Origin of the sequence: Nonomuraea sp. SYSU D8015, assembly GCF_008065375.1 — a bacterium.
GTDB lineage: Bacteria > Actinomycetota > Actinomycetes > Streptosporangiales > Streptosporangiaceae > Nonomuraea.
Genome location: NZ_VJYI01000005.1, coordinates 103,326 through 120,090, shown reverse-complemented (window position 1 = coordinate 120,090; position 16,765 = coordinate 103,326). Strand labels below are relative to the sequence as shown.

Below are 16,765 nucleotides of genomic sequence, written 5' to 3'. Positions count from 1 at the left end.
ACTTCAGGGGGGCCACGTGAGCATTCTCAGTGGATCGTCGATTCTGGTCACCGGGGGGACGGGGTCCTTCGGCAAGGCCTTCATCCGCCACGCCCTCGACTCGCTCGGCGTGCGGCGCCTGGTGGTCTTCTCCCGCGACGAGCTCAAGCAGTACGAGATCAGGCAGCTCTTCGGCGACGACGAGCGGCTGCGCTGGTTCATCGGCGACGTCCGAGACCGCGACCGCCTGACCCGCGCCATGCACGGCGTCGACCACGTCGTCCACGCGGCCGCGCTCAAGCAGGTCGACACCGCCGAATACAACCCGTTCGAATACGTCCGCACCAACGTCGCCGGATCGCAGAACGTCGTCGAGGCCGCCATCGACTGCGGCGTGCGCAAGGTGGTCGCGCTCTCCACGGACAAGGCCTCCAGCCCGATCAACCTCTACGGCGCCACCAAGCTGGTCGCGGACAAGCTGTTCGTCTCGGCCAACCACTACGCCGCCGCACACGAGACCCGCTTCGCCGTGGTCCGCTACGGCAACGTCGTCGGCAGCCGGGGCTCCGTTGTGCCGCTGTTCCAGCGCCTGGCCGCGCAGGGCGAGAGCCTGCCGATCACCGACAAGCGCATGACCAGGTTCTGGATCACCCTCGACCAGGCCGTGCGGTTCGTGGTCGACTCCTTCGACCTCATGCAGGGCGGCGAGCTCTACGTCCCGCGCATCCCCAGCATGCGCATCACCGACCTGGCCGAGGCGCTGGCCCCGCAGAGCTCGATCTACGAGATCGGCGTCCGGCCGGGCGAGAAGCTGCACGAGGAGATGATCGGCCCCGACGACGGCCGCAGGACACTGCGGCTGGCCGACCGCTACGTGGTCCAGCCCACGATTGCGACCTGGGGCTACCTGCCGCCGCAGACCGGGGAGCTGCTGCCGGAGGGCTTCGCCTACCGCTCCGACACCAACGACCAGTGGCTGACGGTCGACGACCTGCGCACGATGGTGGCCGGCTGATGCTTCCCTACGGACGGCAGTCGATCGACGAGTCCGACGTCGAGGCGGTGGCCGAGGTGCTGCGCGGCGACTGGCTCACCACCGGGCCGGCGGTCGCCGCGTTCGAGGCGGAGCTGGCCCTCTGGACGGGCGGCGTGCCGTGCGTGTCGGTCACCTCGGGCACGGCCGCGCTGCACGTCGCGTACGCGGCGGCCGGGGTGCGCGCGGGCGACGAGGTGGTCACCTCGCCGCTGACGTTCGTGGCCACCGCGGCCACGGCCGCGCTGCTCGGCGCCCGGCCGGTCTTCGCCGACGTGCAGCCCGACACCGGCAACCTCGATCCCGACGCCGTCGCCTCGCTGGCCGGCTGCCGCACCCGGGTGATCATGGCGGTCGACTACGCGGGCCATCCCGCCGACTACGACGAGCTGCGGGAGGTCGCCGACCGGGTCGGTGCCGTGCTGATGGCGGACGCGGCGCATTCGATCGGGGCGGCGTACAAAGATCGGCCCGTGGGGGCGCTCGCGGACCTCACGACGTTCTCGTTCTTCCCGACCAAGGCCGTGACGACCGCCGAAGGCGGCGCGGTCGCGGCGCTCGCCCCGGAGCACCATCGGCGGGCGGCCCGCTTCAGGAACCACGGCCTGGTCAAGGATCCCGCCGACCAGCGCGCGCCCGACGTGGGCGGCTGGCACCAGGAGGTGCACGAGTTCGGGCTCAACTACCGGCTGCCCGACGTGCTGTGCGCGCTCGGCCTCAGCCAGCTGCGCCGCCTGACGCGCTTCCGCGCCCGCAGGTCCGAGCTGGTGGCCCGCTACAACACGCTGCTGCGTGACGTGCCCGGGCTGACGCTCCCGGCGCAGCGGGCATACGTCCGCCCGAACTGGCACCTCTATCCGGTGCGGATCCGCGAGGGGCGGCGGCGGGAGGTCTACGACCGCATGCGGGCCGCGGGCATCGGTGTGCAGGTCAACTACCTTCCCGCGTACTGGCATCCGGTGTTCGAGGACCTCGGCTATCGGCGCGGGCTGTGCCCGCGGGCGGAGGCCTATTACGCCGAGGAGCTGTCGCTGCCGCTCTTCCCGGACATGTCCGACGCCCAGCAGGACCGCGTCGTCGAGACGCTGGCGAGCATCCTGGCCTAGCGCTCGGCCACGATCAGGCAGCCGTCCTTCCCCCGATCCACCAGGAAGCGACGGTCGTCGACGGTCGCGACGGCGCACTGGCGGGCGCGCACCAGCGGGCGCAGTTCCTTGCCCTGGTCGATGACGACCTCCCACCACGACTCGTCGCCGACGCACTCGTCGATGCCGGCCAGCGGCACCCGGGCGCGGAACTGCTGCCCGGTCAGCGTCACGGGGAAGTACATCTCCTCGCCGTCGCTCCTGCGTCTCAGCCTCAGCACCGGCTCGCCGTCGCCGACGTCGGCCATCTTCCCCGCGAACACCAGGTCACCGCCGTCCACCCGGCACTCGTCGATGATCGCCTCCGCCGCGCGCAGCCGCAGACCCCAAGCCCCCTTGGCACTGCGCACCGGCACGAGCCACACGCCCGACCTGCGGCGCGGCGCCGGGATCGGCGGCGGCAGCCAGCGCGGCCCGGCCACCTGGCCCTCCAGGCGCAGCCCCTGGCCCCTGAGCTGCAGCCGGAGCTCCCAGTGGCCGCGCCTGGCGAGCTGGGCCCGCGACAGCACGGCCGGGTCGAAGGCGAACGCGAACGGGAACACGTGCTGGGGCGCCCTGCTGTCATCGTCCTCCGCCACGATCTCCCAGGCGGGCGCGGACTCCTGGTCGGACAGGTGAACGGTCTCGCCGGTCCTGCGTTCCTCCAGCCAGACGCGTACGCGTGCCCGGCCCAGCTCACTGACGTCGAAGCCGCCGACGCCCACCCGGCCGGCGCCGGCGAGCACGCCGTCCCGCCAGTCGAGCTCGACCAGCCGGGCCGACACCTCCAGCTCGTCCGAGACGTCGGACAGGTGCCCGGGCAGCCACGGATGCCTGCCGTACCAGCGCCTGCGCAGGAACCCGGAAGGGCACACCCGGGGCCGCAGCCGTCCGTCGCGGGCCTGGGCGTGGACGTCGGCCAGCTGGGCCAGGCGGCGCCGGTGGAGGAGATGGACCTGGAGCCGCTGGGCGAACGGAATGCTTCGCCACGCCTCGCGCGACACGCCGTCGAGATAGCGGACGATCAGACCGATCAGCTCCGGATCCGCCGACTCGCCCATCGCGGCCACGGCCTCCACCGCGACGGCCATGTCGATGTCCATGGTGTCGCGGTCGAAGTCCGGCTTGAGTCGCGGCGCGTGGCGGGCGACCAGGTCGGCGGTCTCCAGCACCGACAGGAGGCGGTCGCGCAGGTTGCCCGGCTCCAGGCTCCGCTGGGTGATCGAAGTGCCGGGCTCGTCGCGCTGCCGCCAGTGGTAGACGACCCTGGCCAGCACGTCGACCGAGCGGGCCCCGACGTGGGCAGCCATGGCGACGGGCTGGTCCTCGTACATGCGCTCGGGGAAGCTCAGGCCCAGGGCGTCCCAGAAGGAGCGGCGGTAGACCTTGTTCCACAACATGCGGTCGCGGATCAGCAGCGGGTGGCGGGTGATGTGGGTGCCCTTGATCGGCTTGGCGAACGCCTCCCGGTGCGCCCACGACGGGATGAGCAGGTTTCGATGGAGACGCATGACGTTTCCGCAGGCCAGGTCGGAGCCCGTGGTCTCGAGTGAGGACACCAGGCGCCTGAACGCGTCCGGCGGCACCGTGTCGTCGCCGTCCACGAACGCCAGGTAGCGTCCGCGTGCCCGGCGTACGCCGACGTTGCGGGCACGTCCCACGCCCTGGTTGTCCTGGCTGATGAGGTTGATCCGGCGGTCGTCGGCCTGCCTGGCGCGGACGAGGGCGGGGCCGCCGTCGTCGCTGCCGTCGTCCACGCAGATCACCTCCAGATCGTCCAGGGTCTGGGCGGAGATGGAGTCCAGGCAGGGTCCGATGTACTTCTCGACGTTGTAGAACGGGACGATCACCGAAAGAACCGGCACATGCGCTCCTCTTCGTCAGCTGGGCAGCGGGTGGATTCGTCAGCCGGACAACAGGCGGAAGACCTTCCGGGCGACCTTGCGCGGGCGGGCCAGGCGGCGTGAGAGCCGGTAGCCGAGGGTCCTGCGGTAGGCGGTGGCCTTGCGCTGGCTCCTGTGGAGCTTGGCCTTGGCCCTGACCAGCTCGCGCTCCCGGTAGGAGAGCTTGGTCTCCAGGCGCGCGACGCGTGCCAGGGCGGCGGTGAGCTGGTCGGCCAGGCGGTCGCGGGCGCCCAGCAGGTCGCGGTACGTCGGCGCCTGCGCGGCCGGCTCCGTGGGGTGTCCGAGCTCTGCGTCCAGCTTGCGGGCCAGGTCGAGGTCGCCGGGGTCGCATGGGCGGCCGGCCATGCCGCACAGGGTCAACGTGAGCTGGTCCGCATCCAGCGGCCACGGCCACGGGTGGTGATGGCCTGCCGCCTGCAGCCGGACGGCGAACCGCCACAGGATCCGGCACAGGGCGATGCGGGGGTCCGGGGGCGTGGCGGGGGCGGGGGCACCCGGGGTGACGGCGGTGAAACGCTCGCCGTCGTACACCAGGCCGTCCGTGGCCGCCGCGGCGTCGCCGCCCTCCTTCTCCAGCCAGGTGGCCAGGACGGAGAGCAGGTCACGGACGGTCTTCACGTCCTCCCGGGCACACGCCTCGACGAGGATCTCCTCGACGACCCGGCCGGTGGGGATCGGGCGCTCCTCGCCGTTGGGGAGCCGCTTGAGCCCGGCGCGGGTGAGCTCGTACACGGCGGCGCCGTCCTCGAGGAGCCCCAGCGGCAACGCGCTCGCGCCGGCCGGGCCGACGGCGGCGCCGGGCTCGTCGCGCGCCATCATCTCGGCGGCGTCCTCGTCGTACGGAGCGGCGTCGGCGTGATCGCCGTGCGGTGTGACGTCAGCGTCGGCGGGGTCGTCGTGTGCCGCGACCGTGGCGGTGTGCCGGCTGGTGAGGGCCGAGGGTCGCGGGGTCTTTGTGATCAGCGGGCGGGTTGCCACGGCCAGCCACAGCGGCGCGAGCTCTTCCCCCAGGCGGTGGCGGAACACCAGGCGCGTCAGGTGGAGCGGGTCGGCCACCAGCATGCGGTCGCCCTCCCCGGCGCTCAGCGGGAACGTGAGCGCGTCCGGCAGGCCGAAGGCCAGTGCCTCGCGGGCGAGCAGCGCCCGGGGCGCCTGCCGGCCGGGGTAGGCGGCGTAGCACCGCTGCACCGTCAGCCCCGCCGACTCGAGCCCGGCGTCCAGCGCCCCCGGTCCGCTGGGGTAGCTGGGGTCGAAACCGTGCGGCGCCCACTGGTCGTCGCCGCCGTCCCGCTCGGCGGGCCGGGCCTCGAGGAAACGGTCCACGCCCAGGTCGTTGCGCACCCCGAGCACCAACCGCCCGCCGGGTGCGACGTGGGCGGCCAGGGCGTCGAGCGACTCGATCCAGGCTGCCGCCGGCGCTTCGGCGGAGTGTGTGCGCAGCAGCCCGTCCAGTGCCAGCACCAGATCGTACGGCTCCTCCGCCGCGAACACCTCCAGCCGCCCGCAGTAGACCGCCAGCCCCGGGTGACGCTCGCCGAGGGCGCAGGCGTCCGGGTAGGAGCGCAGCAGCACGGCCGCCGACGGGGCGTGTGCCGCCACCTGGTCCACCACGGCCTGCGGATGCGGGCCGACCAGCAGCACCCTGCCGCTCGGCGGCAGCATCCGGCTGATCAGCTCCAGTGCGGCACCCCGCCAGTCCGTGATGCCGTCCCGGTTGGACATGTCCGACCACAGCAGCATTTCCCCGCCGATCAACCGGACGTTCTCGGGTGCGTCGTTCATGCGCGTGTCCATGCCCTCACTCGGCGGGGCGGCTCGCTCGCCGTCCGCCGCCGCCTTCCCCCGTCGCTCTGGTCGCATCGTTCCGGCTGCTCCTCATGCTCCCGGCCTCACTCCGCGAGGCGGGCTCGATCGCCACCTGCCGCCGCCTGCTCGTGGCCCCACTCCGTGCGGCGGCCCCGTCGCCAGACGACAGCGCCTTGCCCCGCTCTGGTCGCTTCGCTCCCGCCAACCCTCTGGGCGACGGCGCTCCCTCCGGGCCCCCGCTGTGGTCGCTTCGGCCCCTGCGCTCCTCCGGGCGACCGTGCGGCCTCGCGGGTCGCTTCCAACCGAACATCCGCCGTAGTTCCTCCGGTGTCGCCTGATACTCGAATCCCAGCTCGCGCCTCGCCACCTCGGCGGCCAGCTCGGGATCGACGTGCGTGCCGTGCAGCTCGGGCCAGAGCCGCATGCGGCGCGCCGTGCCGCCGTACTCGGGACGCTCGTCCTCAAACTGCATCGGGTCGCCGTACACCGCCACCTCGCACCCCACCGAGGCGCCGTAGAACACGGCGCTGCCGAGCCTGTTGGAGGCCACCCTGCGGTGTCGCCGCAGCTGGACCAGCTGCTTGCGCAGGAAGTCGCGCCCCTTGCTCTCCCAGCGGGATCCGCGCTCGCCATGGCAGATGACCCGGAATCCCCTCGATTCGTACGCCTGTCGAATGTCCGGATTCGCGAATTCCAGCCAATAAAGGCAGACCGTTACCGGACCGGTCTCGACATTTCGTATTTCGTCGGCGAGCCGCCCGTGGTCGCCGTGGACGGAATGCTTCTCCCAGCCATGAAAGGGATACCAGATCGTACCCTCGCGTTTCGGCGTCACACCCAGGTCCGGCTCCAGGTGAAGGAGGTAAATCCAGGGCGCGCCGATGAGGTAGTGTCCCCTGCGGCCCATCGACCACCCTCGGCGACGCAGCACGTCAGACCAGATGAAACGGGGATAACCCGGACTACACCAGTGGTCGTTCGGGGGAAATCCATGGAGATAGTTCCATCCGTGCTGAAGGAAGCCCTGGATTCGCTTTGGCGTTTCCTCCGACATATCGCAGTATCTGCCGAGTATGCGGGAGTGCCCGTACCAGTGATTGGATTCGTCCATCATTCCCCCTGTAGCGGTTGCCGCGCCCCATCCGACATTCCCAGCCCCGAACGTGCCCCACTCGCCGTTATACGGTTCCATTACTCGCGGCGGGTCCTTGGTTTCTCCTGGCTGGAAAATGTCGCTACACTCGGTCGTTGTTCGGGAGCAGAGAGTGGTGATCATGAATCATCTCGACCGCCTGCGCGCTGTTTTCCGCAGGGCACTCAGCCTTTCCGCCGACGCCGACGTCGACGGCCTCGAATACCGCGCCATCCCGCAGTGGGACTCACTGGCCCACATGGCGCTGATCGCGGCGATGGAGGACGAGTTCTCCATCATGATCGACACCGACGAAATGATCGACATGAGCTCGTTCGCGAAGGCGGCCGAGCTGCTGGAGAAACATGGCATCGGCGCCGCCGCCGTCTGAGCACCGGGCCGCCAGGCGGGTGCTGGAGGCGGTGGCCTGGTCCGCGCGAGCGTGCCGTCCGGGAAGAGCGTCGGGGTTCACACCGGCCGGGCCGCGGTCCGCACGTCCGGCAAGTCCACCATCGCTACCGCCCTTGGCGTCGTCCAGGGCATCGGCCACCGGCATGTGCGCCTGCTGCAGCGCGGCGACGGCTACGCCTACCACCTGCAAGGAGAGACCGGTGTGCCCAACTGACCGTTTCGACGGCGTTGCGCCTGGCGGCCAATCGCCTGTTCCTGCCCTGCTCCGCAGGGGTCCGTTTCCTGTCCGGTCTGAAGGCCGGCGTATCCACGGAGGTTTCTGATGACCGTGGAGCCGCCACCCTCCGAGCTTCGTGCCGTCGCGACGCCGGAGCCGGCGTCCGAGTGGCGGGTCGCGCTCGTGACCGGCTCGACGGCCGGCATCGGACGCGCGGTCGCGCTGCGGCTGGCCGCGACCGGGCACATCGTCGTGCTGCACGGCCGTGACGAGGAGCGGGCCGCGAAGGCGGCCGCCGAGGTGGCCGCGCAGACCGGTGGGCCGACCGACTCGGTTCACGGCGACGTGGCCGACTCCGCCCTCGTCTCGGCCATGATGCGGCGGATCTACCAGCGGCACGGCCGGCTCGACGCGCTCGTCGTCAACGCCGGCATCCACGCCGCGGGCCTGCTCGGCATGGTCCGCCACGACACGGTCAGCCGGTTGTTCGAGGTCAACGCGATCGGCGCGACGCACACCCTGCAGGCCTCGCTCAGGCTCCTGCGCCGGGGCGCCCGTCCCGCCGTGGTGCTGATCTCCTCGATCATGGGCCGCGCCGGCGGTCCAGGGCAGGCGGTCTACTCCGCAACCAAGGCGTCGGTCATCGGCCTCGCCCTGGCCGCCGCCAAGGAGCTGGGCCCCGCCGGCATCAGGGTCAACGCCGTGGCCCCCGGCTACATCCAGACCGACATGCTCTCCACGCTCGACGACGAAGCCCGCGGCGCCACGATGGCGGCGACCCCGCTCGGCCGCCTCGGCACGCCCGACGACGTCGCCGCCGCCGTCGCGTTCCTGCTCTCGCCCGACGCCGGGTTCATCACCGGCCAGGTCATCGGCGTGGACGGCGGGCTGGCGCCATGATGTTCCCGCACCCACAGGCCCGGCTCGTCGTCGCCGGAGATCCGGCCGGCCTCGGCGGCGACGAACTCGTCGACCGCGTCGCACGCGCGGCGGAGGCGCTGAGCCGGCTCCGGCCGGGGCCGCTGTTCTGCGGCATGCGCAACAACCTCAGGTCCGTGCTGCGTTTCCTCGCCGCCTGGCAGTCCGGCCGGCCGATCGCGCTGCTCGACCCCGACCTGTCGGCCGGGATGCTGGCGGATCTGGTGGTCCGGTTCCGGCCGGCCGCGTTGCTGGGGTTCACGCACGCCGCCGACGGCTCGCCGCCGGCGCGGCGCGACGCGCCGGTTCCACATCCCGACCTGGCCGTGCTCCTCGCCACGTCGGGCTCGACCGGCAATCCCAAGCTCGTACGCCTGTCGCGCCAGGCAGTCCTGTCCAACGCCGCGGCCATCGCCACGGCCCTGTCGATCACTCCCGACGAGATCGCGCCCACCAGCCTGCCGCTGCACTACAGCTACGGGCTGTCGGTGCTCAACAGCCACCTGGCGGCGGGCGCGACCGTGGTGCTGACGGAGGCGGGGCTGCTGGAGCGGTCGTTCTGGACACATCTGGACGCGCACCGGTGCACGTCGCTGGCCGCCGTCCCCTACCAGTACGAAATGCTGCGCCGCCTCCGCTACGACCGCTCCGAGCACCCCACGATCGCCACGCTCACCCAGGCAGGCGGCCGGCTCCACCCCGACCTCGTCACGGAGTTCTCGGGCAAGGCCGACCGGTTCTTCGTCATGTACGGGCAGACGGAGGCCACCGCCCGCATCGCCGTCCTGCCACCGGACCGGCTCGCCGACAAACCGGGCTCGGTGGGGGTGGCCGTTCCCGGTGGGCGACTGGAGATCGTGGACGGCGAGGTGGTCTACCACGGGCCCAACGTCATGATGGGCTACGCCGAGACGGCCGCTGACCTGGCCCGAGGTGACGATCTGGGGGGAGTGCTGCCCACCGGCGATCTCGGGCGGCTGGATTCCGACGGGTTCCTCTCCATCACCGGGCGTCTCAAGCGGATCGCCAAGATCTTCGGCGTCCGGGTGAACCTCGACGACGTGGAGCGCCTGCTGCGCGACACCGGGCCGGTGGCGGCCACCAGCGGGGACGATCGGGTGACGGTGTGGGCCGAGGGGCTCGACGCGGCCGGGTGCGCGGGGCTGGCGCGGCGGCTGGGGGCCGAGCTGCGGGTGCATTGGAGCGGGTTCGACGTACGCGGCATCGACCGCCTCCCGCTGCTCGCCACCGGCAAGATCGACTACCGGGCGCTGGAAGCCCGCTCATGACCGTCCCCGCCCAACGCACGACAGAGCCGCACCTGTGGCGTGGTGCGCGAGCAGGCGGACGGCGCAGGACCCACGGCGCCCCTGGATACCCCCGCCCTCGCCGTGGCCCCCGCGTTGGCGTGACTGTCCTCACACGCCCGCCGCGAGACCGTGCAGCCGGGCCACCTCCTCGGCGGCGGTGGCGAGCCCCTGTGGCGGAGCGAGGCCGGGGTCGGCGATGGGGTGTGCCGGCGGCGAGGCTCCTTTCGGCGCTGGGCGCGGGTCTGAGGCGTGGCAGTCGTGCGTGGCGGCACCTGCCGCTGGCGGGCCGCGTCGGCGGGCTGGGGGCGGCGGCGTACGGGGCCTGCTGGGTGTTGTGCTGCCGGGGTGTGGCCGAGGTGCTGGGGGCCGTCGGATGAGCGTGTTCACGAAAGGTGAGGTCGAGCGGGAGGCGGGGCTCGTTCCCGCGCTGGCCGACCTGACCGAGCGGCATCGGGAGGCCTGCCTCCCGTATCGGCGCATCCTGGATGCGATCGGGGCCCGGCCGCCGTACGAGCGACTGGTGGATCTTCCGTGGTTGCCGGTGCGGCTGTTCAAGACGCACGAGTTGCGGAGCGTGCCCCAAGAGCAGGTGTTCAGGGTTCTGACCTCAAGTGGGACCACCGGGCAGCGGCCCAGCCGGATTCACCTCGATCGGGAGGCGGCCGCGGCGCAGACGCGGATGCTGGCGGCGACGCTCAGGGTGGTGCTGGGCGAGCGGCGACTGCCGATGCTGATCGTGGACAGCCGCGCCGTCGTACGCGACCCGACGCTGAGCGCTCGCGGCGCCGGCGTGCTAGGGATGATGAACTTCGGCAGAGACCACACGTTCGTGCTGGACGAGCAGGGGCGGGTCGATGCGGAGGCGGTCAAGCGGTTCCTGTCGCGACACGGCGGCGAGCGGTTCCTGATCTTCGGGTTCACGTTCATGGTGTGGCTCTGTCTGCGTGACCTGGGGGCGGATCTGTCGCAGGGGGTGCTGATCCACTCCGGCGGATGGAAGCGGCTGGCCGAGCAGGCGGTGGACAACGCCGAGTTCCGGCGGCGGCTGGCGGCCGAGTGCGGGCTGAGCAGGATTCACAACTTCTACGGGATGGTGGAGCAGATCGGGACGGTCTTTCTGGAGGGGCCGGACGGGGATGGGCTCTACTGCCCAGATTTCGCCAATGTCGTGATCCGCGATCCGGAGACCTGGCAGGAGGCGCCGCCCGGTGTGCCGGGGCTGATCGAGGTGGTGAGCACGCTTCCCACCTCATACCCCGGCCACGTGCTGCTGACCGAGGACCTGGGCGTGGTGCGTGGCGTGGACGACGGGGCCTGGCCGGGGAAGCGGTTCGAGGTGCTCGGCAGGCTGCCGCAGGCGGAGGCACGCGGCTGCAGCGACACCATGGGGCAGGGCTGATGCTGGACGAGACGACTGTTGCGGCGACGGCGGCCGACGACGGCGCGGTGGTGCGGGTGCGGTTCCCCGCCGGGGGCGACGTGCCCGTCGAAGCGCTGCTCGGGCGGCTTCGGGCCAACGCGCTCGAGGTCGGGGACGAGCGGGTGCGCGAGTTTCTCGCGGCGTTCGGGCGGCGGCTGTTGCGGCCGGCGGCAGCGCGGCGGCATCCGGAGCTGGGCTCGCTCGGCTTCTTCCTGCGGCCCAGCGAGCTGTCCCGCACCCTCGAAAGCCTTTCCCAAGAGCACGTACGCGTCCCCCGCGGCCTGATCCTCCACATCCCGCCCGCGAACGTGGACACGGTCTTCGTCTACTCCTGGGCTCTGTCGGCCCTGATGGGCAACCGCAACATCGTGCGCCTCTCGCCGCGCTCCGGCCCGGTCGCCGAGGTGATCACGGAGATGCTGCACGAGGTGCTGGCCGAGGCCGACCCCGTCGTCGGCGAGACGCAGCGGATCATCTCCTACGACCGTTCGCAGACCTCCGTCACCGCCGCGCTGTCCGCGGCCTGCGACCTCCGGGTGATCTGGGGCGGGGACGGCACGGTGCGGGACGTCCGGCGCCACCCGCTTCCGCCGCACGCCCGTGACCTGGTGTTCCCCGATCGTTCCTCGTTCGCCGTCATACGGGCGGCGGCCTGGCTGTGTGCGCCGCGAGCCGCGCGGGTGGCCGTGGCGGAGGGGTTCGTGAACGACGGCTACTGGTTCGACCAGGCGGCCTGCTCGTCACCGCGCACCGTGTTCTGGGTCGGCGCGGAGCGCGACTGCGACGCGGCGCGGGCCGATTTCACCGACCACGTGTCGCGGGTGCTCACCGCGCGCGGGTGGGGTGTGGACGCGGCGATGGCCGTGGAGAAGCGGGTCTCGACGTACGGACTGGCCGCCGACGGGCTGGCGGAGAGCGTGGAGTTCCGCGGCAACGCTCTGGCCAACGTGACGCTGGCGGCCGCGGCCGCCGCGCCGAGGCGATGGCTGGGGGCCGGGACGTTCGCCCACGCCAGGCTCGGCTCGCTGGCGGAGCTGGTGCCCTTGGTCGAGCGTCGGGATCAGACGATGACGCATTTCGGGTTCGGACGGCCCGAGCTGGAGGAGCTGGCCAGGGGGCTGGCAGGGCGAGGGGTGGATCGGATGGTGCCGGTCGGCAGCGCGTTGAGCTTCCATCGCGTGTGGGACGGCGTCGATCTTCCGGTCGAGTTCACGCGCCTGGTCACCGTGATCCGCCAGTGATGGCGTCGTTTCCCGTGATTCCTGCGGCTGTGATGGCGGGTGCCTGCCGCCCGGCCTTCTCCCGGGGTCCGGTCCGATGACGATCACCTCAGCCGACCCCGCGTCCGCCCATCCGAGGGGATCGACCGGCCGGCGGATCGGCTCGGGGTGGCTGCCTGCTGGGCTGGTGGGCATGGCAGCGGTGGTCGTGTTCCTGTGGTGCGGGGTCTCCCCACGTGATCTGGCTGCTTTCGCGGCGTACGTCGGGATCGGGGTGGCCTTGCCGGGCACGCTGCTGTGGCGGGCGCTGGCCGGGGGCGGCAGGTCCGTGGCCGAGGACGTCACGGCCGGGCTGGCCCTCGGGTACGCGGTCGAGGTCCTCGCCTACATCCCGGCCAGGGCGGCGGGCCTGCCGCTGCTCGTGCTGGTCCCGCCCGTCGCCGTGATCGGCGCGTTCGCGTGCGTGCCCGGACTGCGGCGGCACTGGCGAGGTGCGGCTGTCAAGGAGCGGATGCCCGGGTGGTGCGCGTGGGTGCTCGCCGGAGTCGTCGGATATCTGATCACGTGGAGCGCGCTCTCCCTGTACCGGGTGCCGATCACGAGCGCCTACGTGGACATGCCCTACCACCTGGCGCTGGTCGGCGAGGCCAAGCACCACATGCCGCCCACGCTGCCGTCCGTGCTGGGCGAGCGCCTCTCCTACCACTGGTTCGTCTACGCCGACATGGCCGCCACGAGCTGGGTCACCGGGATCGAGCCCGTGACACTGGTCTACCGGCTCTCCACGCTGCCGATGACGGCCGCCCTGGTCGTGCTGGTGGCGGTGCTGGGGCGGCGGGTCGGCGGGTGCTGGGCGGCCGGGGCGGCGGCGGCCGGGGTGACGTACTTCCTGTTCAGCCCGGTCCTGCAGGAAGGTGTGGTCTTCACGTCGCGGTCGATGTTCACCGCCTGGGCGAGTCCCACGCAGACGTTCGGGGCGCTGTTGTTCGCCCCCGTGGTGCTGCTGCTCGTCGGACGGTCGCGGGGATGGGCGGCGCTGATCGTGCTGCTGCTGACGCTCACCGGGGCGAAGGCCACGTTCCTGCCCCTGCTGCTGGCGGGGTTGGCGGTCGTGGTGGCCGTGCGGTGGGTCGTGGAGCGGCGGCCGCCGGGTGCGTGGCTCGCGGCCGCCGGCATCACGCTGGTGTGCTTGCTGATCGCGCAGTTCGTGGTGTTCGGGCGCGGGGCGCAGGGCATGGACATCGCGCCGTTCGCCACCATGCGGGTGCTTTGGGGGAAGGTGGCCGACCTCGGGATGCCCGAGCTGGCGTCGGTGTCCCCGCTCCCGTTGGCCGTGCTGACCGTCGTGCATCTGTTCTGCCTGGTTTGTGTGTGGGGTGGGGTGGCGGGGCTGGGACGGCGGGCGTTGGAGCCGCCCTTGCTGCTGTTGCTCGGCATGGGGGCCGCAGGGGTGGGCGCGGCCGTGGTGCTGGGGCATCCGGCGGAGTCGCAGCTCTACTTCCTGGAGGGCGCCCGGCCGTACCTGTCGATCGCGGCCGTGTGCGGGATCATGGCGCGGCGTGTGCCGTGGGCCTGGGCGGGCCTGGGTGCGGGCGCGGCCGGGCTGGCGGCGCAGACCGAGGTCCTCGGGGGTCCGCTGGAGCGGGTCGTGGCGCCGTACGCGGTGCTCGCGATCGGGGCGGCGGCGCTGTGGTGGCGCGGGACGGTGCCGGCGGCGGTGGCGCTGCTCGCCGGGTACGCGGTCCCGGCCTCGGCCCGCGAGGTGGTCGTGCACGTCTCGCCCGAGCAGGAGGAACAGGTGCGGCTGATCCCCGAAGGCGCGCTGGAGGCCGGACGCTGGCTGCGCGACCACTCCTCGCCCGACGACGTGGTGGCCACCGACCTGCACTGCCGTCCCGTTCCCGGGCGCACGTGCGACAGCAGGCACTTCTGGGTGTCGGGGTTCACCGAGCGGCGGGTGCTCGTGGAGGGATGGGGGTACGCCGAGAGCACGCTGTCACGGACCCGGCTGTTCGTGAACTCGTACCTGCGGGTCCCGTTCGCGGATCAGGCGCGGCTGGCCGCGAACGACGCGGTGTTCGCCGCTCCGACGGCGGACAACGTCCGCCGGCTCGCCCGTGAGTACGGCGTCCGATGGCTTTTCACCGGTCCGAATCCGGAGCTGGCGAAATTTGCCAGATTGCGCTTCCGGAACGCGACCTCCTCCGTTTACGAGCTCACCTCGAGGTAAAAGTCTCGCCCGCTCATGGAATGGTGAGGAGAAACGGCACGCGCCCCGCTGGACGCCCCGAGCAACATTTCCCTGGACGTACGCCCACAGGCAAAGGATCAGGGAACCTATGGACACGCGTACCGCCATGGAGCCGACCCTCCGCGTCCTCGACACCGCGACCCGGCTGGCGAGCGTCGACATCGTCATCCCCGTGCTCAACGAGGAACGCGCCCTCCCCGGTTGCGTGCGCACCCTGGCCGCCTTCCTCGGCGACGGCTTCCCGCTGCCGTGGCGCATCACGATCGTGGACAACGGCAGCACCGACGCCACCTGGCCGGTCGCCACCGCGCTGGCCGGGGAGTTCGACCGCGTGCACGCCCGCAGGATAGACGTACGCGGGCGCGGCGCGGCGCTGCGCGCGGCCTGGCGGGACAGCCCGGCCGACATCGTCGCCTACATGGACGTCGACCTGTCGACCGACCTCGACGCCCTGTTCCCGCTGGTGGCGGCGGTGGCCAGCGGGCATTCGGAGATCGCCATCGGGACCCGGCTGGCGCACAGCGCGCGCACCCGCCGCTCGCTGCGCCGCGAGGTCGTGTCGCGCGGCTACAACGCGCTGCTCAGGTACGGTTTCGGCGCCGGGTTCAGCGACGCCCAGTGCGGTTTCAAGGCGGCCAGGGCCGACGTGGTCCGGCCGCTGCTGGACACGATCGAGGACGACGGCTGGTTCTTCGACACCGAGCTGCTCCTGCTGGCCGAGCACAACGGGCTCCGGGTGCACGAGGTGCCGGTCGACTGGATCGAGGACGTGGACTCGCGCGTACGCGTGGTCAGAACGGCCATCGACGACCTGAAGGGCTTGGTCAGGGTCGCCTGGTCGATGTCGATGGGCCGGCACCGGGTCACGGTGGCCAGGTCGGAGCCCATGCCGCGGCATCCGGACGCTGTCGTGGCCCGGCCGCGGGCGGTAACGGTGGCGAAATTCGCCTCGTTCGCCGCGATCGGCGTTCTCTCCGTGGGCCTGTACACGCTGATTTACCTTCCGCTGCGCGAATTCTGGGAGCCCGCGACGGCGAACCTGGGGGCACTCGTCCTCGCCGGGGTCATCAATACCGAGGCGAATCGCCGGTGGACGTTCGGCCGGGTCCGGCGGACCACCATGCATTTCCGGGCGGCCGTGCTTTTCATCGCGAATTACGCGCTCACCACCCTGGCCGTGCTCACGGTGCCGCCCGACGGGGGTCGCCTGGCCGAAGTGGGCGCGGTCGTGACCACGTACTGCCTGCTCACCGTGATCCGGTTCACCGCGCTGGATCGCTGGGTCTTCTCCCGTACGAGGAACTGAACGAACACTCATGGAAGCCACAGAGATCCGCCGACTGATCGCGCTCGAGGACACCCACTGGTGGTACCGCGAACGCCGGGCCGTCCTGCGCAATGAGCTGCGCACGCTCGGCCGCCCCGGCCGGGCGCTGGACATCGGCGCCGCCGGCGGCGGGAACACCCGGGTACTGGTCGAGGCGGGCTGGGACGCGACGGCGACGGACACCAGCGAGACGGCCGTCGCGCTGGCCAGGAAGCGCGGCGTCCCGGCCGTCCGGGCGGACGCGCGGGCGCTGCCGTTCGCGTCCGGCAGCGTCGATCTGGTGACCGCGTTCGACGTGCTGGAGCACATCCGCGAGGACGATCTGGTCGCCGCGGAGATCGCCAGGGTGCTGGCGCCCGGCGGGCACGCGTTGATCGCGGTGCCATGCGACATGTCGCTCTGGTCGGCCCACGACGACGCCGTCGGCCACGTCCGCCGCTACCACCGGGACACGTTGACCGTCGTCGTGGAGAAGGCCGGGCTGCGGGTGGACCGGATCTGGAGCTGGAACGTGCTCCTGAGGCCGCTCGTCGCCCGGTACCGCCGCCGCTCCCAGGGCAGCGACCTGCGCAAGCTGCCGGCCCTGGTCAACGCGGGGCTGTCGGCGATTGTCGCGGCCGAGCGGTATCTGCCCGTCCAATCCCTCAACGGTGTGACATTGTTCATGCGGGCGCGGTTGGGAAGTGAGCTCTGCCCGTGACATCGGGCGAGGG

The 16,765-nt window shown here is 71.8% G+C and carries 14 protein-coding genes; 11 read left to right on the top strand and 3 right to left on the bottom strand.

The features are described from left to right. Positions 1-16 precede the first annotated feature (16 nt). On the top strand, positions 17-994 hold the full coding sequence (gene pseB / locus ID574_RS23020) for a UDP-N-acetylglucosamine 4,6-dehydratase (inverting) (protein ID WP_188191023.1): 978 nt from the start codon (positions 17-19) through the stop codon (positions 992-994). Further along, on the top strand, positions 994-2,118 hold the full coding sequence (locus tag ID574_RS23015; protein ID WP_188191022.1) for an aminotransferase class I/II-fold pyridoxal phosphate-dependent enzyme: 1,125 nt from the start codon (positions 994-996) through the stop codon (positions 2,116-2,118). Before pseB ends, ID574_RS23015 begins: the two co-directional genes overlap by 1 nt. Here the strand turns inward: ID574_RS23015 and ID574_RS23010 are convergent. The 3 genes from ID574_RS23010 to ID574_RS23000 are packed head-to-tail and all read right to left on the bottom strand — an operon-like array spanning position 2,115 to position 6,753. Continuing rightward, positions 2,115-4,001, bottom strand: coding sequence for a glycosyltransferase family 2 protein (locus ID574_RS23010; protein WP_188191021.1), 1,887 nt, complete (start codon positions 3,999-4,001; stop codon positions 2,115-2,117). The two genes, ID574_RS23015 and ID574_RS23010, sit on opposite strands and share 4 nt — an antisense overlap. A gap of 39 nt (positions 4,002-4,040) precedes the next feature. Continuing rightward, a complete protein-coding gene (locus ID574_RS23005) occupies positions 4,041-5,822 on the bottom strand; it encodes a hypothetical protein (RefSeq protein WP_188191020.1) in 1,782 nt (593 codons plus the stop codon). A gap of 16 nt (positions 5,823-5,838) precedes the next feature. After that, the gene (locus ID574_RS23000) at positions 5,839-6,753 is read right to left on the bottom strand and encodes a hypothetical protein (RefSeq protein WP_223166977.1); all 915 of its coding nucleotides are present in this window, start codon (positions 6,751-6,753) and stop codon (positions 5,839-5,841) included. Positions 6,754-7,120: 367 nt separating this feature from the next. Between ID574_RS23000 and ID574_RS22995 the strand changes: the two genes are divergently transcribed. From ID574_RS22995 to ID574_RS22955, 9 genes are all read left to right on the top strand, one after another. Beyond that, positions 7,121-7,369 (top strand): acyl carrier protein, encoded by a 249-nt coding sequence (locus tag ID574_RS22995; RefSeq protein ID WP_188191019.1) that lies wholly within the window; start codon positions 7,121-7,123, stop codon positions 7,367-7,369. Between the two features lie 51 nt (positions 7,370-7,420). Next, positions 7,421-7,603 (top strand): hypothetical protein, encoded by a 183-nt coding sequence (locus ID574_RS22990; protein ID WP_188191018.1) that lies wholly within the window; start codon positions 7,421-7,423, stop codon positions 7,601-7,603. Positions 7,604-7,711: 108 nt separating this feature from the next. After that, positions 7,712-8,506, top strand: a complete 795-nt coding sequence (locus ID574_RS22985) for an SDR family NAD(P)-dependent oxidoreductase (protein ID WP_188191017.1) — start codon at positions 7,712-7,714, stop codon at positions 8,504-8,506. Beyond that, positions 8,503-9,813, top strand: a complete 1,311-nt coding sequence (locus tag ID574_RS22980) for an AMP-binding protein (protein ID WP_188191016.1) — start codon at positions 8,503-8,505, stop codon at positions 9,811-9,813. Before ID574_RS22985 ends, ID574_RS22980 begins: the two co-directional genes overlap by 4 nt. Positions 9,814-10,207: 394 nt before the next feature. Beyond that, positions 10,208-11,233, top strand: a complete 1,026-nt coding sequence (locus ID574_RS22975; protein ID WP_188191015.1) for a LuxE/PaaK family acyltransferase — start codon at positions 10,208-10,210, stop codon at positions 11,231-11,233. After that, positions 11,233-12,495, top strand: coding sequence for an acyl-CoA reductase (locus tag ID574_RS22970; protein ID WP_188191014.1), 1,263 nt, complete (start codon positions 11,233-11,235; stop codon positions 12,493-12,495). Before ID574_RS22975 ends, ID574_RS22970 begins: the two co-directional genes overlap by 1 nt. Before the next feature lie 76 nt (positions 12,496-12,571). Continuing rightward, entirely contained in the window at positions 12,572-14,704 is a 2,133-nt protein-coding gene (locus ID574_RS22965) for a hypothetical protein (protein ID WP_188191013.1), read from the top strand. 109 nt (positions 14,705-14,813) lie between these two features. Then, on the top strand, positions 14,814-16,031 hold the full coding sequence (locus tag ID574_RS22960) for a glycosyltransferase (RefSeq protein ID WP_188191012.1): 1,218 nt from the start codon (positions 14,814-14,816) through the stop codon (positions 16,029-16,031). A gap of 10 nt (positions 16,032-16,041) precedes the next feature. Next, complete coding sequence (locus ID574_RS22955) at positions 16,042-16,752, top strand: class I SAM-dependent methyltransferase (RefSeq protein ID WP_188191011.1); 711 nt, start codon at positions 16,042-16,044, stop codon at positions 16,750-16,752. Positions 16,753-16,765 lie beyond the last annotated feature (13 nt).